The organism is Mycobacterium sp. NPDC006124 (genome assembly GCF_040614235.1).
Lineage (GTDB): Bacteria > Actinomycetota > Actinomycetes > Mycobacteriales > Mycobacteriaceae > Mycobacterium.
The window spans coordinates 15,009-31,564 of the sequence record NZ_JBEXUA010000018.1 but is presented as its reverse complement, the minus strand read 5'-3'; the positions used below and the strand labels follow the sequence as shown (position 1 = coordinate 31,564).

At 68.5% G+C, this 16,556-nt stretch carries 18 protein-coding genes; 9 read left to right on the top strand and 9 right to left on the bottom strand.

Annotated elements, in window-relative coordinates:
• Positions 1-3 precede the first annotated feature (3 nt).
• Positions 4-447 carry an ATP-binding protein gene (locus ABZ195_RS25610; protein ID WP_355222703.1) on the bottom strand — a complete coding sequence of 148 codons (444 nt, stop codon included), beginning with the start codon at positions 445-447 and terminating at the stop codon, positions 4-6.
• A gap of 42 nt (positions 448-489) precedes the next feature.
• Positions 490-879: an STAS domain-containing protein gene (locus ABZ195_RS25605; RefSeq protein WP_355222702.1), complete on the bottom strand. Its 390-nt coding sequence runs from the start codon at positions 877-879 to the stop codon at positions 490-492.
• A gap of 215 nt (positions 880-1,094) precedes the next feature.
• On the opposite strand from ABZ195_RS25605, the gene ABZ195_RS25600 reads away from it, so the two are divergent.
• The gene (locus ABZ195_RS25600; protein WP_355222701.1) at positions 1,095-1,877 is read left to right on the top strand and encodes an HAD-IB family hydrolase; all 783 of its coding nucleotides are present in this window, start codon (positions 1,095-1,097) and stop codon (positions 1,875-1,877) included.
• Here ABZ195_RS25600 and ABZ195_RS25595 read toward each other — a convergent pair.
• Positions 1,814-2,446, bottom strand: a complete 633-nt coding sequence (locus ABZ195_RS25595; RefSeq protein ID WP_355222700.1) for a fatty-acid--CoA ligase — start codon at positions 2,444-2,446, stop codon at positions 1,814-1,816. The genes ABZ195_RS25600 and ABZ195_RS25595 overlap by 64 nt on opposite strands.
• Before the next feature lie 151 nt (positions 2,447-2,597).
• Here ABZ195_RS25595 and ABZ195_RS25590 point away from each other — a divergent pair, with 151 nt between their 5' ends.
• The gene (locus ABZ195_RS25590; RefSeq protein WP_355222699.1) at positions 2,598-3,731 is read left to right on the top strand and encodes a nitronate monooxygenase family protein; all 1,134 of its coding nucleotides are present in this window, start codon (positions 2,598-2,600) and stop codon (positions 3,729-3,731) included.
• Here the strand turns inward: ABZ195_RS25590 and ABZ195_RS25585 are convergent.
• Entirely contained in the window at positions 3,728-4,522 is a 795-nt protein-coding gene (locus ABZ195_RS25585; RefSeq protein ID WP_355222698.1) for an SDR family oxidoreductase, read from the bottom strand. The two genes, ABZ195_RS25590 and ABZ195_RS25585, sit on opposite strands and share 4 nt — an antisense overlap.
• Positions 4,523-4,725: 203 nt before the next feature.
• Here ABZ195_RS25585 and ABZ195_RS25580 point away from each other — a divergent pair, with 203 nt between their 5' ends.
• The 4 genes from ABZ195_RS25580 (at position 4,726) to ABZ195_RS25565 (ending at position 9,045) form a co-directional block, all read left to right on the top strand.
• The gene (locus ABZ195_RS25580; protein WP_355222697.1) at positions 4,726-5,337 is read left to right on the top strand and encodes a TetR/AcrR family transcriptional regulator; all 612 of its coding nucleotides are present in this window, start codon (positions 4,726-4,728) and stop codon (positions 5,335-5,337) included.
• Between the two features lie 66 nt (positions 5,338-5,403).
• Entirely contained in the window at positions 5,404-5,973 is a 570-nt protein-coding gene (locus ABZ195_RS25575; protein ID WP_355222696.1) for a TetR/AcrR family transcriptional regulator, read from the top strand.
• Positions 5,963-8,200, top strand: coding sequence for a molybdopterin-dependent oxidoreductase (locus tag ABZ195_RS25570; protein ID WP_355222695.1), 2,238 nt, complete (start codon positions 5,963-5,965; stop codon positions 8,198-8,200). Before ABZ195_RS25575 ends, ABZ195_RS25570 begins: the two co-directional genes overlap by 11 nt.
• Before the next feature lie 38 nt (positions 8,201-8,238).
• Positions 8,239-9,045 carry a glycoside hydrolase family 16 protein gene (locus tag ABZ195_RS25565; protein ID WP_355222694.1) on the top strand — a complete coding sequence of 269 codons (807 nt, stop codon included), beginning with the start codon at positions 8,239-8,241 and terminating at the stop codon, positions 9,043-9,045.
• Between the two features lie 16 nt (positions 9,046-9,061).
• Here ABZ195_RS25565 and ABZ195_RS25560 read toward each other — a convergent pair whose 3' ends face one another.
• A complete protein-coding gene (locus ABZ195_RS25560; protein WP_355222693.1) occupies positions 9,062-9,616 on the bottom strand; it encodes a hypothetical protein in 555 nt (184 codons plus the stop codon).
• 234 nt (positions 9,617-9,850) lie between these two features.
• Between ABZ195_RS25560 and ABZ195_RS25555 the strand changes: the two genes are divergently transcribed.
• Positions 9,851-11,110 (top strand): cytochrome P450, encoded by a 1,260-nt coding sequence (locus tag ABZ195_RS25555; protein ID WP_355222692.1) that lies wholly within the window; start codon positions 9,851-9,853, stop codon positions 11,108-11,110.
• On the opposite strand, the gene ABZ195_RS25550 is transcribed toward ABZ195_RS25555, so the two are convergent.
• Positions 11,064-11,408, bottom strand: coding sequence for a hypothetical protein (locus ABZ195_RS25550; RefSeq protein ID WP_355222691.1), 345 nt, complete (start codon positions 11,406-11,408; stop codon positions 11,064-11,066). The genes ABZ195_RS25555 and ABZ195_RS25550 overlap by 47 nt on opposite strands.
• Positions 11,409-11,501: 93 nt before the next feature.
• Between ABZ195_RS25550 and ABZ195_RS25545 the strand changes: the two genes are divergently transcribed.
• Entirely contained in the window at positions 11,502-12,290 is a 789-nt protein-coding gene (locus ABZ195_RS25545) for a helix-turn-helix transcriptional regulator (RefSeq protein ID WP_355222690.1), read from the top strand.
• Here ABZ195_RS25545 and ABZ195_RS25540 read toward each other — a convergent pair.
• Genes ABZ195_RS25540 through ABZ195_RS25530 form a run of 3 tightly spaced genes read right to left on the bottom strand, consistent with a single transcriptional unit; the run spans position 12,274 to position 14,950 of the window.
• Complete coding sequence (locus ABZ195_RS25540; RefSeq protein WP_355222761.1) at positions 12,274-13,014, bottom strand: L,D-transpeptidase; 741 nt, start codon at positions 13,012-13,014, stop codon at positions 12,274-12,276. The genes ABZ195_RS25545 and ABZ195_RS25540 overlap by 17 nt on opposite strands.
• A 34-nt stretch (positions 13,015-13,048) precedes the next feature.
• Positions 13,049-13,684, bottom strand: coding sequence for a Pr6Pr family membrane protein (locus ABZ195_RS25535; RefSeq protein ID WP_355222689.1), 636 nt, complete (start codon positions 13,682-13,684; stop codon positions 13,049-13,051).
• Complete coding sequence (locus ABZ195_RS25530; protein ID WP_355222688.1) at positions 13,685-14,950, bottom strand: hypothetical protein; 1,266 nt, start codon at positions 14,948-14,950, stop codon at positions 13,685-13,687.
• A 111-nt stretch (positions 14,951-15,061) separates the two neighbouring features.
• On the opposite strand from ABZ195_RS25530, the gene ABZ195_RS25525 reads away from it, so the two are divergent.
• The gene (locus ABZ195_RS25525; protein ID WP_355222687.1) at positions 15,062-16,525 is read left to right on the top strand and encodes an oligopeptide:H+ symporter; all 1,464 of its coding nucleotides are present in this window, start codon (positions 15,062-15,064) and stop codon (positions 16,523-16,525) included.
• Positions 16,526-16,556 lie beyond the last annotated feature (31 nt).

The following is a 16,556-nucleotide window of genomic DNA, read 5'->3' as shown; positions in this document are numbered from 1 at the left end:
GCGTCAGCGCCGGTGGATGCCCGTCCACACCAGGCGCACCGTCGTCCCCGTGGTGGAGGTCTGAATAGACGCCCGGTCGGAGAGGGCCTTCATCAGCGCAATACCGCGGCCACGGGTGCGGTCGGCGGGATGCGATGGTGCCGTGCGCCACCGGCCGCGATCGGCGACGGTGACGGTGAGCGCCGCCTCGTTCGGGTCGTGGGTGGCGCTGAGATCCATGGTGCCGCGGTACCCGGTTGACGAGTAGGCGAATTCGGCGACGTTGGCGAGCGCCTCGTAGATCGCCAGGACCAGGTCGTTGGCCTTGTGGGGTTCGAGGTCGAAGGTGCCTTGGAGCCACCGGGAGAAGTCGTCGCGGGTCTTGGCGGCGGCGTTGGCCTCCGCAGGTACGCCCACTCGCTCGAGGCGTTCTGCGCTGGTGACTGTCTTGGTGATTGAGTCGATCATCGCAAGGAGGTGGTACCCAGTCGGTGGAGCGTCTACGCGTGCTCAGGCCGTGAAGGTGGCGAGCGCCTCGTCGAGAGTCGCGTGCAGGGGCATGATGTCGGCGATGCCGACCAGCTTGAGGGGGCGGCTGGTGGCGGGCCCGTCGGCGACGATCAGGATGTCGACGCCCTCCGGCGCGGCGTCGTGGGCGGCGACCAGCACGCCCATGCCCGCCGACGCGAGGAACTCGACCTCGGTCAAGTCCACGACGAGGCCTGCCGGCGACTTGGCCAGCGCTGCGGTGATGGCGTCCTCTAGTTGCGGCGCCGTGATCATGTCGACGACACCCGAGGTGGCGACGACGGCAACCTGACCGATCAACCGTTCGTTGACTTCGCAGGTCGAGCCAGATGCCGTCGAGGTGCCATCGGTCGATTCCCGTTGTTCGTTCAAAGCCCGTCTTCCATGTTCAACCGCGGCACAGTTGGCGCGGCGCCGTGATTCTCGTTCACTGGGGCTCTGGCTGAACCCGGCGCGAATTCGAAACCGCCGACCACGAACCTATCCGATGGTTGCTCCGTCGTCCCTATCAGCCGGTGGTTCGCGCCATCGTGCCCGGGGGCCGCCGACGTCCGGCGGTCGCCACTCCCCTGTATACCTGGAGTGAAATGAACTCCGATCAGCCCGTCGCGCTGCTGCTCGACGACATCGCCGCAGCCCCGCCCAGCCGGCGCGTGGGTGCCTTCTTCGACCTGGACGGCACGCTGGTCTCGGGGTTCACGGCGACGGCGCACGCCGGCCATCGCGTCCACGCCCGCCAGGCCAGCCTCGGCGAGGTGTTGGGGGTGCTCGAAGCCTCGGTGCGGTACCGGCTGGGGCGGATGGAGTTCGAGCGCCTCGTCGTGCGCGCCGCGGGCTACCTGCGGGGTGATTCCATCGCCGAGCTCGACGACCTGGGCGAATATCTGTTCCGTCGTCACATCGAGCGCCGGATCTTCACCCAGATGCAGGCGGTGGTCCGCGCCCATCAGGACCGCGGCCACACGGTGGTGCTCAGTTCCTCGGCTCTGGCGATCCATGCCGAGCCCGTCGCGCGCTACCTCGGCATCGACACCGTCATCTGCAACCACTTCGAGGTCGACGGCGACGGACTTCTGACCGGCGGCGTCGTCGCACCGATCGTGTGGGGCCCGAACAAGGCCGCGGCGGTGGCCCGGTTCGCCAACGGCTGCGACGTCGACCTGCCGAGCAGTTACTTCTACGCCGACGGCGACGAGGACGTGGCGCTGATGAGGGTGATCGGCCATCCGCGTCCGGTCAACCCGCGGGCCGGGTTGGCAGCCGAGGCGCTTCGCCAGGGCTGGCCCGTCCTGCGCGTCGGCGTCGATCAGCGGCGCCGCGGGTCGACGCGCACCAGGCTGTGGAGGCGTCCGACGAACACCGGCGGATAAGCGCCGACACCGGCCGTGGTGAGCCACTCGGACGCCAGGTCGGAATACCGGAGCCAGTGCTGCGCGTGCGCCTCGTCGTGGATCTGCAGCAGCATCATCACCTCCAGTGGGTCGTCGAGGGCGGTGAAGACCGTCAGCCGCCGCACACCCGCCGAGAGCAGCTCCGCGCCGCGGTCGTTGACGTGCTCGCGCAACCCCTCGAGGTCGTCGACCGGCGTCACCATGGACACCACGACCTCGGGGACGGTGGCTGGGTCCGTGGCGTCGACGGTCAGCGTCTCGACCAGCTCACCGGCGAACACGGCCGGGATGTCGTCCACGCCGACCGCGTCGAACCACTCGAAGACGGCACGCGAATGCAGGATGTCCAGCAGTGGCTCGCGGGCGTGTACGGCGATGACGACCAGCACGCGCTCGGGATCTGTGATCGACGCGTACACCAGGACGTGGTGGGCGCCGATCTCGGCGAGCGCGGCTTGCCGGCGCCGCAGCAGCGTTCCGACCCGTTCGGGATGGGTGGCGCGATGATCCGAGGCCAGCACCAGGGAGTGGTGGAGCCACTGCGTCACGGCATGCCTCGCGATCGGAGAACTCCGGCGGTCGAGTGCGCTCATCGTACGGCGGGCGCCCAGTGGCCACGGGATCGACGCCGAGGTACTAAACTAGAACACGTTCCAGTTCGTCCCGTTTCACTGCACGCCACCTCGAGGAGCGATTCCCATGCACACTCCGCTTTGCGACCGACTCGGGATCGAGTTTCCGATCTTTGCCTTCACCCACTGCCGAGACGTCGTCGTGGCGGTCAGCAAGGCCGGCGGATTCGGGGTGCTCGGCGCGGTCGGCTTCAGCCCCGAGCAACTGGAGGTGGAGCTGAACTGGATCGACGAGCACATCGGCGATCACACCTACGGCGTCGACATCGTCATCCCCAACAAGTACGAGGGGATGGACTCCAACCTGTCGGCTGACGAGTTGACGAAGATGCTGGTCGACATGGTGCCCCAGGAGCACCTCGACTTCGCCAAGAAGATCCTCACCGACCACGGCGTGCCGCTGACCGCCGAGGACAACGAAAGCACCCTGCAACTGCTCGGCTGGACCGAGGCCACGGCGACGCCGCAGGTCGAGGTGGCGCTCAAGCACCCGAAGATGACGATGATCGCCAACGCGCTGGGCACCCCGCCGAAGGACATGATCGACCACATCCACGCCGAGGGCCGCACCGTGGCCGCGCTGTGCGGATCCCCGAGCCAGGCCCGCAAGCACGCCGATGCAGGGGTCGACGTGATCATCGCCCAGGGCGGCGAGGCGGGCGGTCACAGCGGCGAGATCGGCTCGATCGTGCTGTGGCCGCAGGTGGTCAAGGAGGTGGCGCCGGTGCCCGTGCTGGCCGCTGGCGGCATCGGCAGCGGTCAGCAGATCGCCGCGGCGTTGGCCCTCGGCGCACAGGGCGCCTGGACCGGGTCGCAATGGCTGATGGTCGAGGAGGCCGAGAACACCCCGGTGCAGCAGGCGGCCTACGTCAAGGCGGGCAGCCGCGACACCGTGCGGAGCCGCTCGTTCACGGGCAAGCCCGCCCGGATGCTGAAGAACGACTGGACCGAGGCGTGGGAGAACCCGGACAACCCCAAGCCATTGGGAATGCCGTTGCAGTTCATGGTGTCCGGGCTCGCGGTGGCCGCCACCAACAAGTACCCCAACGAGTCCGTCGACGTCGCGTTCAACCCGGTGGGTCAGGTGGTCGGTCAGTTCTCCAAGGTGGAGAAGACCTCGGCCGTCATCGAGCGCTGGGTGCAGGAATACCTGGAGGCGACGGGCACGCTCAACCTCCTCAACGAGGCGGCCAGCGTCTAGCTGGCCTGAACCTGGCCGCCGTCGACGACGAGGTTGCTTGCGGTGATCCACGCGGCCCGGTCAGAAGCGAGGAAGGCGATCGCTTCGGCGATGTCGGATCCTTCGCCCATTCGGCCGAGCGGGATCGCGGTGCCACCAGCCTCCGGTCCGTCGGAGGCAACCGTGCCGACGAACGCTTGCCGAATGGCGTCGGCGCCGGGCGACGCGACGTTGCCGGGGGTGAGGGTGTTGACGCGCACGCCACGCGGGCCCGCTTCTGCCGCCAGACCCGTGGTGTAGGTGGCCAACGCCGCCTTGGCGCTGGCGTAGTGCAACATCGGCGGCGGCGGGCTCAACGTCACCGCCGAGGACACGTTGACGATCGAACCCTTGCCGCGGGCATACATCGCGGGTAGCAGCGCGGCATTGAGCCGGACAGCGGCCAGGAAGTTGATGTTGAGGTCGTGGACCCATTCGGCGTCGTCGATGTCGAGAACACCGCCTAGATGAGGCGTCGATGCGCCGGCGTTGTTCACGACGACGTCGATGTCGCCGAGGATCTCCTGGGCCCGTCGGGCGAGTTCGTTCACGCCGTCGACGGTGGCGACGTCGGCGACCACGTACTCGACCCCCATGGGCAGCGAGCCTGGGTGGGATCGACCGGAGGTGACGACGCGGGCGCCGCCGTTGACGAATCTGGCGACGATCGCCGCGCCGATGCCCTTGCTACCCCCGGTGACGACGGCGGTCTTGCCGACGAGGTCGAGGATGGGCGTGCTGGGCACTTCTGATGCCACGACGGGTTGATTCACGAAACACTTCCTTCGGGTTGACCGCTCGAGTGGACGCGCTTCATCGTTTCGATGCTCAGCGTCATCATTAGATAATGATGCCATTCGTCATCAATAGCGTCAAGCTCCGGGCGTGCATTGACATGTACTTTGATGATGATCACCATTGATGGTTTGACGCGCTCGGGATCACTCGACAGCGTCCGCCAGGAAGGAACATTCCCTTGCCTCGTATCTCACGGCAGCAGAAGGAGCTGAACCGCGAGCGCATCGTGGCCGCCGCCAGCCAGGGCTTCAAGGCTCGCGGCATCGACGGCATCAGCATCGACGAGCTCATGAAGTCGGCCGGGATGACCCACGGCGGTTTCTACAACCACTTCGCATCCAAGGACGAACTCGCCCGGGAAGTCCTCAACCAGGGCTTCACCGCCTCGCTCGGTGTGGTCGACGACCTGGTCGGCGCCCACCCCCGTTCCAGCCGGGCGGCACTGAACGCGATCGTCGACGGTTACCTGTCCGCCGAGCACCGCGACCACCCCGAAGACGGATGTCCGTCGGCCACCTTGGCCGCGGACGCCGGACGGCACGCCGCCCAGGCTCAAGAGGAGTACGTGCGCGGTTTGCACGGCTACGTCGCCGCGATCACCGATCTGCTCCGGAACGGTGCGAAGGAGAACCACGCCAAGCTCGATCCGCGCCGTGCGCGGGAGCAAGCCATCGCGCTCTTCAGCCAGCTGGTCGGAGCGCAAATCATCGCTCGCGCCATTGCCCAGGCAGACCCCGACCTGTCCGACGAAGTGCTGGCCGCCAACGGCAAAGAGCTCAAACGCCGCTGAACTGGCTCTGCCGACGAGCCGCACGCTATGTATGCTGCTCTACATAATGGTATGCTGCTCTACATAATGGCGACTCCCCGCGAACGCATGATCTCCTCGACGGCGCTGCTCATCCGCGAACGCGGCGCCCACTCGACTGCCATCTCCGACGTTCTGGCGCACAGCGGGGCTCCCCGCGGCTCGGCGTATCACCACTTTCCCGGCGGACGGACCCAGCTCCTCAGTGAAGCCGTCGACTTCGCCTCCGACCACGTCGCGGCCCAGATCACCAGTACCGCAACCGGACTCGAGCTCCTCGACACCGTCGTGACCCGGTTTCGCGACGCGCTGGTCGAATCCGACTTCCGGGCGGGCTGCCCCGTCGTCGCAGTGGCCGTGGAAGCCGACAATGGACCGGTGCTGGATCGCGCGGGCGCGGCCTTCACGCGGTGGATCGACCTCATCGCCGAACGCCTCGTGCTCGACGGCGTCGCCGTGCCCCGCGCGCGGGAACTCGCGGTGTTCCTGACCTCCTCGATCGAGGGCGCCGTCGTGATCGCCAGGGCGATCCGCGACGTCGCGCCACTGGATTCGACGCACCGCCAACTGGCGGCGCTGATGCACGCCGAGATGGGGAGCACCCGAGATGACCGCTGACTGGCAACCGACCGCATGCATCCTCTGTGAGTGCAACTGCGGGGTGATCGTTCAGGTCGACGACCGCAAGCTCGTCAAGATCCGCGGCGACAAGGATCATCCGGCATCGCAGGGCTACACCTGCAACAAGGCGCTGCGCCTGGACCACTACCAAAACAGCGGCAACCGGCTGACCTCCCCGCTGCGCCGCCGGCCCGACGGCAGCTACGAGGAGATCGACTGGGACACCGCCGTCGCCGAGATCGCAGAGGGCTTCGCCACGATCCGCGACGAACACGGCGGCGACAAGATCTTCTACTACGGAGGCGGCGGCCAGGGCAATCACCTCGGCGGTGCCTACAGCGGAGCGTTCCTCAAGGCCATTGGCTCGCGATACCGGTCGAATGCATTGGCGCAGGAGAAGACTGGCGAACACTGGGTCGACGCTCAGCTCTACGGTGGGCACACCCGTGGCGAGTTCGACCATGCCGAGGTGTCGGTGTTCGTCGGCAAGAACCCGTGGATGTCACAGAGCTTTCCGCGAGCCAGGGTGGTGCTCAACGACATCGCCAAGGATCCGACCCGCTCGATGATCGTGATCGACCCGGTGGTCACCGACACGGCGAAGCTGGCGGACTTTCACCTGCGGGTACGGCCGGGGACCGATGCGTGGTGCCTGGCGGCACTGGCCGCGGTGCTGGTGCAGGAGCGACTCTGCGACGAGGCGTTCCTCGCCGAGCACGTCACCGGTGCCGAGGCAGTCCGCGAGGTGCTCGCGGAGGTGCCGATCGTCGACTACGCGCAGCGGTGTGGCGTCGACGAGCAGTTGCTGCGTGCGGCATCCCGTCGGATTGCCCGCGCGGCAAGCGTTTCGGTGTTCGAGGATCTCGGCATTCAACAGGCGCCCAACAGCACGCTCTGCTCCTACCTGAACAAATTGCTGTGGATCCTCACCGGCAACTTCGCCAAACGTGGTGCGCAGCATTTGCATTCGTCGTTCGCACCGCTCTTCAGCCCTGCCGGCGTCGGCCGCACCCCGGTCACGGGCGCCCCGATCATCGCGGGGCTGGTGCCCAGCAACGTGGTGCCGCAGGAGATCCTGACCGACCACCCCGACCGCCTCCGCGCGATGATCGTGGAGAGCAGCAACCCGGCGCACTCGGTCGCGGATTCGGCCGCGGTGTCCGAGGCGCTTCGGTCTCTCGAGCTGCTCGTCGTCGTCGACGTCGCGATGACCGAGACAGCCCGGCTCGCGCACTACGTGCTGCCCGCGGCGAGCCAGTTCGAGAAGCCCGAGGCGACGTTCTTCAATCTCGAGTTTCCGCACAACACCTTTCACCTGCGCCACCCCGTGATGGAGCCGCTGCCGGGCACCCTGGCCGAGCCGGAGATCTGGGCGAGGCTGGTCCGGGCGCTCGGCGTGGTCGACGACGCCGAGCTGACGCCTCTGCGCCGGGCGGCCGCCGAGGGGTTGGACGCCTACGCGCAGGCGTTCCTGGTCGCCGTCGGCGCCAATCCGCAGCTGGGCCGGGTGCTGCCGTTCGTGTTGTACGAGACGCTCGGGCCGGCACTTCCCGAGGGCCTGGCCGGCGCGGCGGCCCTGTGGGGCCTGGCGCAGAAGACGGCCATGACCTACCCGGCGGCCGTCCAGCGCGCCGGACACGCCGACGGCAACGCCCTGTTCGAGGCAATCCTCGCCGAGAAGTCCGGCGTGACGTTCACCGTGCACGAGTACGCCGACGACTTCGCGTTGATCTCCCATCCCGACCGCATGATCGCCGTCGAGATCCCCGAGCTGCTCGACGACGTCCGAGCCTTGCGGTCCGCACCGACGGCACTAACCAGCACGGAGTTTCCGATGGTGCTCTCCGCCGGGGAACGGCGCGCCTTCACCGCCAACGACATCCTGCGCAATCCGCGCTGGCGCACGCGTGACGCCGACGGCGCGTTGCGGATCAGCCCCCAGGACGCGACCGCGATCGGACTGGCCGACGGAGGGCGCGCCAGGATCACGACGGCGGCGGGTACGGCCGAAGCGACCGTGGAGATCACCGACACCATGCTGGCCGGGCACGTCTCGCTGCCCAACGGCTACGGAGTCGACTACCGGGAGGCCGACGGCTCGTCGACCACACCTGGCGTGGCACCCAACGCCCTGACCTCCACCGATTGGCGGGATGCCTACGCGGGCACGCCCTGGCACAAGCACGTTCCGGCGCGGGTGGAGGCGATCGCCGGTCTCGGCTGACTTGCACCCGGCGCGACCATGCGACTTACATGGTCGGCATGCCTGAAATGGATCGTCGCCGGATGCTGATGACGGGGATCGGCGTGCTCGGCGCCGCGGTCGCCCTTCCCGGAGCGACTGCACACGCCGCTCCCGCGCCGGTCAAGTACCTGTTCCGCGACGAATTCGACGGTCCTGCCGGCTCGGCGCCCGATGCCTCCAAGTGGGAGACCGCGACGGAGCGCGAGTCGATGGAGGACCCGACGTTCTGGGAGCTGCCCGGCAACGTCGGGCAATACCGCGACGATCGACGCAACGTCTATCTCGACGGCAAGTCCAACCTCGTCTTCCATGCGGCCAAGGACGGCAACACCTTCTACAGCGGCAAGTTGTTCGGCAAGTACCGCGGACCGATCGGTACCACCTGGGAGGCGCGAATCAAGCTGAACTGCCTTACTCCTGGTGCGTGGCCGGCGTGGTATCTGGCCAACAACAACCCCGTCAACGGTGGCGAGGTCGACATCATGGAGTGGTACGGCAATGGCAGCTGGGCGCCGGGGACCACGGTGCACGCCAAGCTCAACGGCGGCGAGCACTCGAGTCAGACCATCGCGGTGGACAGTGCCTGGCACACCTGGCGCACCCAGTGGGACGCCAATGGCATCCGGTTCTGGAAGGACTACGTGGACGGCGCGCAGCCGTACTTCGACGTGCCAGCCAGCGCGCTGCCGGACTGGCCGTTCAACACCCCTGGTTACACGCTGTTCCCGATCGTGAACCTGGCGGTCGCCGGATCCGGCGGCGGGGATCCCTCGGGCGGCACCTACCCCGCGGACATGCTCGTCGACTACGTCCGGGTCTGGTAGCCCGACCCGGACGCGGTCACGGGGTCGGCGCAGTCGGATCCGCGACCGGTGCCGGCGGGGGTGCGGGCGCCGGGTCGCCGGGGGTCAACGGGACGTTGGGACCGGGCGCTTGACCGGGTATCGGCGTGTTCATGCCACGCTGGGCCATACCCATGATGAGGGCTTCCTTGCCGCTGATCTCGTGGTTCTGTACCGCCTGCCACAAATCCTTGAGGTAGCTGACGTTCGGTGAGTCGTTGTCCTGGGGCACCATGGTCGACCCCGGCGGCAGGGCATCGGGGCTGGCAAGGTGCGGCACGCCGTTCGGCGGTACCGCTAAAGCCGCGGCCGGATCAGCCGCCGGCGCGGGCGCACCGGGCGCGGCGGGATCCACCGGTGCCGCGGGGGCCGCGGCCTGCACAATGGCATCCGGCCCGGGCGGCGGTCCGGGTGCGGGAAGCACCACCGCCGGTGCGGGTGGCGGCGGAGCGGGATCGAGCGGATCCGCGCCCGCGGGTGACGCGGCGGCCAGCACCGCCAGGAAGAAACCCGACGCTGCGATCGCGATCGTGACGCTCTGTGGTGCCCTCATGGTGCGTGACCCCTTCCCCCTGTGGCCTCAGGGACTGATGTTGCTAGTGGGTCCATCCACGATCGCCCCTTTTTCGTTACAGGGCAATACCCGAGCAGGTACTCGACCGACCCGGCCGGCGCGCGATAACACGTTCTACTCGCGACTTTCCGAAACCGGCCGCGGTGCCTGCGATCAGTGGTGTAGCAATGCGTTATCCCGTTAGACCGCGTCATCACGAGGAGCGTGCACGCCATGTCGAACGCTGCGACCAGCCCACACATACCTCCCGGATTCGACTTCACCGACCCGGACGTCTATGCCGAACGCCTTCCGGTGGAGGAGCTCGCGGAGATGCGTCGGGTCGCGCCGATCTGGTGGAACGCCCAACCCGACGACGTCGGCGGGTTCGGCGACGGCGGGTTCTGGGTCGTGTCCAAGCACAAGGACGTCAAGGAGGTGTCGCGGCGCAGCGACGTCTTCTCGAGCCTGGAGAAGACGGCCCTGCCGCGCTATGCCGACGGCACCGTGGGCGCGCAGATCGAGACCGGCCGCTTCGTCCTGCTCAACATGGACGCGCCGCACCACACCCATCTGCGCAAGATCGTGTCGCGGGCCTTCACGCCGCGTGCCGTCGAACGGCTGCGCGGTGAACTGGCCGAGCGCGCGCGGGACATCGCGAACAAGGCGCTGGCCGAGGGCACCGGCGACTTCGTCGAGCAGGTGTCATGCGAGCTGCCGCTACAGGCCATCGCGGGCTTGATGGGCGTGCCGCAGGAAGACCGCATGAAGCTGTTCCACTGGTCCAATCAGATGGTCGGCGACCTCGATCCGGAGTTCGCCGGCAACGACGCCATCAGCGCGTCGGTCGAGTTGATCACCTACGGCATGCAACTCGCAGCCGAGCGTGCCGACAAGCCGGGCGAGGATCTGGTCACCAAGCTCGTCCAGGCCGACGTCGAGGGTCACAAGCTCTCCGACGACGAACTGGGGTTCTTCGTCATCCTGCTCGCGGTCGCGGGCAACGAGACCACCCGCAACTCGATCACCCAGGGGATGATGGCCTTCGCCGAGTTCCCCGACCAGTGGGAACTGTTCAAGCGGGAACGCCCGGCGACCACCGCCGACGAGATCGTCCGGTGGGCCACGCCGGTGACGTCGTTCCAGCGCACCGCGTTGCAGGACACCGAGCTCTCGGGCGTGCACATCGCGAAGGGCCAGCGCGTCGTGATGATGTACCGCTCGGCCAACTTCGACGAGGACGTGTTCGACGACCCGTTCACCTTCGACATCCTGCGCGACCCCAACCCGCATGTCGGATTCGGCGGCACCGGGGCGCACTACTGCATAGGAACCAACCTGGCGCGGATGACGATCGACCTGATGTTCAACGCGATCGCCGACGCGATGCCCGACATCACTCCCCTGTCCGCGCCGGAGCGGTTGCGGTCGGGCTGGCTCAACGGCATCAAACACTGGCAGGTCGACTACACCGGTTCTTCGGCGTCGCGGTGACCGAGTAGTCGAAGATCGAGCGCCAGTAGTCCTCGGGGATCTCGGCGCCCGACTTCAGAACCATGGCCAGGCCCGTGGCCATCGCCAACCCCAGCAGGCCCAGCCACAGTCCGGCGAGCGCGATCACGACCCACGCGACGACGGTCAGAGTCGGCCACGGCGACAGCAGCACCAGTGCCGGCGCGAAGAAGAAACCGAGCCCGACGTACCAGGCCGAGCCGGCCCGGTCGCAGGCCAGGACGAACCGCAGCCAGCGGGGAATCTGGGACTGGACCGGGATCTCGCGGACGGTTCGCATCGTCGCCCCTTCGTCGATGACGCACCCGCTCGGTGTGTCACCCTCCAGGGTGCAGGCCAAGGGTAATGCGGACAATTACCTCGGAGGTAATCGATGAGCGAGGATGCGACGTTCGGGATGCTGCTGCGTCGGTGGCGGCAGCGCCGCCGAGTGAGCCAGCTGGACCTGGCCCTGACGGCAGGCGCCTCCGCCCGGCACGTCAGCTTCCTGGAGACCGGCCGCTCGTCACCCAGCCGCTCGATGGTGCTGCGGCTGGCGACGGCCCTCGACGTGCCGACGCGCGATCGGAACCAGTTGCTGCTGGCGGCCGGCCTGGCACCTGCGCACGTCGAAAGGTCATGGGACGAACCCGAGTTGGCGATCGTCCGCGACGGCGTCGCCAGAATGCTCGCCGCCTACGAGCCCTACCCCTGTCTGGCCGTGGACGGCGAGTGGAGCGTAGTCGCCGCCAACGGCGGTGCCGACGTACTGCTGCGCGGGGTGGCACCGGAGTTGCTGAGCACGCCCAACGCCCTGCGCATCTCGTTGCATCCCGACGGGCTGGCGCCGCGCATCCGCAATCTCGGCCAGTGGCGGCACCACGTCGTCGGCCGCTTGCGCCGCGAGGTCGCCGCCAGCGGCTCGCCGTCGCTGGCCGTGCTGCTCGCGGAGGTCGAGGGGTATCCAGGTGACACGGACGCCGCGTCCGACCCGAATGCGGTGGTCGTGCCGCTGGTGCTGGAGGCACTCGACGGTGCGGTCCTGACCTTCGTCAGCACGGTGACGACGTTCGGCACCGCGCTGGACCCCGTGGCCGCCGAGGTGAGTATCGAGGCGTTCCTCCCGGCCGACGCGCAGACAGTGGCCGCGCTTGGCAGGAGCGGGGCTACGCCTGGACGATGATCGGATCCCCGATGCTGACCTGGTCGTAGTACCAGGCCGCGTTGTCGGGGCTGAGGTTGATGCAGCCGTGGCTGACGTTCGCATTTCCCTGGGAGGCCACCGACCACGGCGCGGCGTGGACGTACACCCCACCCCAGGTGACCCGCACCGCGTCGTACACGGTCAGCTTGTACCCCTCGGGATCGCTCAGCGGAATACCGATGGTGCGCGAGTCCATGATGACCGGCGACTGCTTCTCCAGAGCGGTGAAGGAGCCAATCGGGGTGGTGTGCTTGGGCTTTCCCATCGAGGCCGGCATCGTGCGGGCCACCTGACCGTCGACGCTCACCGTGAAGGTGTGGGCGTCCAGGTCGGCGACGCCGACGACCGACGCACCCGCCTCGAAGTTGGTCTTGACGCCCCCCACCGACAGTGCGACGACCGAGTGGGCCGGCCAGTAGCTGCTCGGCGTCCACTGCACGACGTCGTCCTTCAGCCACGCGAAGGTGCCCTGCGGAGCGTTGGCCGAGGTGACGCGGAAGGACCGCTCCGCCGCGGCGCGATCGGCGACGGCGTCGGCGAAGGTGACCGTAACCGGCATGGCGACGCCGACCACCTGCCCGGCCGCCGGGGAGACGTTTGCGACGGCGACCGGTGCGGGTGCCGCCGCAAGTCCGGTGCCGACGGAACCGTTGAGCAGCAGGGTCGCAATTCCCGCCACCGCCAACGCATGTCGCAGAGTCATACGCACGTGTGAAGAACCTCCGGGTGTGTCGGGCTTAGCTAGATGATAGATCGGTCGGCGACGGCGAGACGTTAGCCGACTTCGGGCGAGCCACCGCCAGGAGCAGGTAGCCCAGACCGACGAAACCCGCCGCGAGCACCGCGACGTTCACCGACACCGCGGCGGCGCCGATGCTGCCCGGGTCGAGGAAGTAGTAGGGCGCGCGCCGTCCGACCCGGTTGAGGACCACCAGCGCCACGCCGAGGTAGGCGGCGGGGTACGCCAGCCAGAGCAGCGGCTGCCACCAGCGGGCGGTGCCCCGTCGTATCACCACCCAGTCCGCGACCGCCAGCACCGGCACGACGACGTGTAGCAGGAAGTTCGCCGGGGTGTAGCCCATGCTGCGACCCGTCAGCAGCAGGTTCCAGACCAGGCCGGCGACCACGACGTAGAGCACGACGGCACCTCGCAACCCGGCGCGGTCGTCGGCTCGTGGCGAGAACAGCGTCCACGCGTAGTAGGCCGCCGCCAGCAGGTTGGCCTGATAGGTGAAGGTGATCAACCGCCACGCCACCCCGGATCGCGAGGTCAGTTCGACGACGATCAACGCGGTCGCGACCGCCAGCACGATCAGGAGGCGAAGCAAGAGGCGCAGGGCGGCGCGGGTCGCCGGTGTCGGGAAGGTCGTCAACTAGCCGGGTCCGGGCGTCAGCTTCTCTTTGATGCGCGTCAGGATGCCGGGCTTCTTAGTGGGAACCGGTGCGACGTACGGGGGTGCGACCGACGGCGGCAGTGGCGTACCGACCATGGGCGGGTCGACGGCGGGGTCGACGGGTGCAGGTGCGTCCGGCGGGGCGTCGGGCGCAGCGACCGGACCCTGGTCGACGGGAGGCGCCTCGGCGGGCGTGTCGACGACCGCCACGGGCGCCTCGTCGTAGACCGGTGGCGGCGCCTCCGACGGCGGGGCCGGCGGTGCGGCCTCGACGACGGGATCCGGAATCACGACCGGCGGTGGCGGGGCCACGGGCGGCACGGCCTTGGCGACCTCGGGGGTGTCGGCCCGGACGGCGGGCACGGGCCGGCTCGGTTGGGCGGTGCGCACCGGTGTCAGCTGCGTGGTGAGTGCGATCGACACGGACACGACGAAGGTGACGGCGCCGACGGCGAGCATCGCGAGGGGGCCGGCGGTCGCGAGCGTGCGGCGGCGCACGGTCCGCGCACCGAGGGCGTCGTATTCGCCGCGGTCGGGGCGGGCCGGCACGACGAATGCGTCGTCGAGCGCGGCGCGGGGCATCTCGGTGGTCTGCGCAGAGGCCAGGGCCGCCCCGCGGGCCAGGGCGAGCTTGGCCTCCTCCGGCGCGTACACCGGGACCGACAGGGCGTCTTCGAGTTGGTGCAGCACGGGGTCGAGGTCACCGGCCGAGCCGACGACCACCAGCGCCTCGGGCGCCCAGTCGGCACGGGTGAAGACCGTACTCAGCCAGCTGATGAGGGCCTCGTCGGAGTCGACGGAGTGGTTGAACGCCGTCTGCACCGCTCCGTCGCCGGTGTTGACGATCAGCGAGATCACCGATTCCGGTTCGATCACGCAGACCGCGGTGGTCGTGTAGCCGAGCACGTCGGCGATGCCGCGGGCCAACGCCTCGGTGGCCTCGGGCATGCGGATCGCCACGACGTTGTCGAAACCCGACTCCGTGAGCGACTCCATCAGCATGGAGGCCTGAAGGTCGGCGTCTTCACTCCAGGTCACGCCGATGGAGTGCAGGCGTAGCCCGCGGGTCGCGGCGATGGCCTCGGTGCGCAACACCGCGGCGGTGGCCTGTGCGGAGGAGTGGACGTCACCGTCGGCGAAGGCGATGGAGTCGCGATCCATCGTGGCGCCGTCGGCGTCCTGGCCTTCGACCAGGACCAAGCCGACCGACGTCGGAGTCATCGACAAACCGAGGACGGCGTCCACACGTTCCCCTTCAGAGCCACGAGGCGGCCACGCACGGGCAGCACCAGCGTGGAGGACCATTGCGCGCGACATTACCCGTTGTCCTCGACCGGCGCGTGGCAGGGTGACCCCATGACGGAAGGACGGATCGAGGATCAGAGGCCAGCCCGGACCGTGTTCGGTCACCCCATCGGGCTGGTGAACCTGTTCGGCGTCGAGTTGTGGGAGCGCTTCTCCTTCTACGGAATGCTGACCATCCTCGGCTACTACCTGTACTACTCGGTCACCGACGGCGGCCTGGCGCTTCCCCAGAGCACCGCCACGGGGATCGTCGGCGCGTACGGCGGGCTGGTGTACCTCTCGACCGTGCTCGGCGGCTGGATCGCCGACCGGGTCCTGGGCATGGAGCGCACGGTGTTCTACGGCGGCGTCGTCGTCATGCTCGGGCACATCGCGCTGGCCGTCCTGCCGGGGCTGGCGGGCGTGGGCGCCGGACTGTTCCTGGTCGCCCTCGGGTCCGGCGCGCTCAAGGCGAACGCCTCCTCGCTGCTGGGCACCCTCTACGACGAGGGCGACCCGCGCTCGGACGGCGGGTTCACGCTGTTCTATCTCGGCATCAACCTTGGGGCGTTCGTCGGGCCGCTGATCACCGGTCTGCTGCAGACCAGTGTCGGCTTCCACTGGGGCTTCGGCGCCGCGGCGGTCGGCATGGCGCTGGGTCTGGGCCAGTACGTCGTCTTCCGGCGCAATCTGGGCACGCACGGCCGCGAGGTGCCAAACCCGTTGCCGCACGACCAGATCAAGGTCTACGTCGGGGCGGTGGTCGTCGTGGTCGCGGTGGTCGCGGCGGCGCTGGCGTGGGGCTTGGTGCGGCTGGAGAACCTCTCGCAGGTGACCACCGGCGTGATCGTCGTCGCCGCGGTCGTCTACTTCGTGGTGATGCTGCGCAGCCCGAAGGTCGACGCGGTGGAGCGCACCCGCGTCCGGGCGTTCATCCCGCTGTTCGTGGCCAACGCGGTGTTCTGGTCGCTGTTCCAGCAGATCTTCACCGTGCTCGCGGTGTACTCCGACGAGCGGATGGACTGGACGGTGTTCGGGTGGACGGCGCCGTCGAACTGGATCGGGTCGATCGAGCCGGTATGGGTGATCGTGCTGTCCCCCGTGTTCGCCGCGCTGTGGACCAGGCTCGGCAACCGGGCCCCCACCACGCCGCGCAAGTTCGCCTACGGCGTCGTCGGAATGGGCGTGGCGTTCCTGCTGTTCCTGCCGATGGCGGGGACGACGGGCAAGGCGGTCCCGGCACTGCTGGTGGCCGCCATCCTGGCGGTGTTCGCGGTCTCGGAGCTGATGCTCTCTCCCATCGGTCTGTCGGTCACGACGAAGTTGGCTCCCAAGGCATTTCGCGCGCAGATGATGGCGCTGTACTTCTTCTCCGTGGGCCTGGGTACGTCGATGTCGGGCGTCCTGGCCGGTTACTACGACCCCGCAAGGGAATTCGCGTACTTCGGGATCCTGGGCGCCGTCGCGATCGTCGTCGGTCTGGTCGTGTTCGGGTTGAGCCGGTGGATCAGTTCGCTCATGGAGGGCGTGCACTAGGGGCACGCCCAGCCGCCTTGGCCGAGTCGTG

What these genes read in the sequence shown, in the direction of transcription:
- ABZ195_RS25570 (WP_355222695.1), top strand. Translation starts at nt 5,963, where the DNA reads ATGACCGCTGACTGGCAACCGACCGCATGCATCCTCTGTGAGTGCAAC.
- ABZ195_RS25540 (WP_355222761.1), bottom strand. Translation starts at nt 13,014, where the DNA reads ATGACTCTGCGACATGCGTTGGCGGTGGCGGGAATTGCGACCCTGCTG.
- ABZ195_RS25560 (WP_355222693.1), bottom strand. Translation starts at nt 9,616, where the DNA reads ATGAGGGCACCACAGAGCGTCACGATCGCGATCGCAGCGTCGGGTTTC.
- ABZ195_RS25575 (WP_355222696.1), top strand. Translation starts at nt 5,404, where the DNA reads ATGGCGACTCCCCGCGAACGCATGATCTCCTCGACGGCGCTGCTCATC.
- ABZ195_RS25590 (WP_355222699.1), top strand. Translation starts at nt 2,598, where the DNA reads ATGCACACTCCGCTTTGCGACCGACTCGGGATCGAGTTTCCGATCTTT.
- ABZ195_RS25565 (WP_355222694.1), top strand. Translation starts at nt 8,239, where the DNA reads ATGCCTGAAATGGATCGTCGCCGGATGCTGATGACGGGGATCGGCGTG.
- ABZ195_RS25555 (WP_355222692.1), top strand. Translation starts at nt 9,851, where the DNA reads ATGTCGAACGCTGCGACCAGCCCACACATACCTCCCGGATTCGACTTC.
- ABZ195_RS25600 (WP_355222701.1), top strand. Translation starts at nt 1,095, where the DNA reads ATGAACTCCGATCAGCCCGTCGCGCTGCTGCTCGACGACATCGCCGCA.
- ABZ195_RS25545 (WP_355222690.1), top strand. Translation starts at nt 11,502, where the DNA reads ATGAGCGAGGATGCGACGTTCGGGATGCTGCTGCGTCGGTGGCGGCAG.
- ABZ195_RS25525 (WP_355222687.1), top strand. Translation starts at nt 15,062, where the DNA reads ATGACGGAAGGACGGATCGAGGATCAGAGGCCAGCCCGGACCGTGTTC.
- ABZ195_RS25550 (WP_355222691.1), bottom strand. Translation starts at nt 11,408, where the DNA reads ATGCGAACCGTCCGCGAGATCCCGGTCCAGTCCCAGATTCCCCGCTGG.
- ABZ195_RS25610 (WP_355222703.1), bottom strand. Translation starts at nt 447, where the DNA reads ATGATCGACTCAATCACCAAGACAGTCACCAGCGCAGAACGCCTCGAG.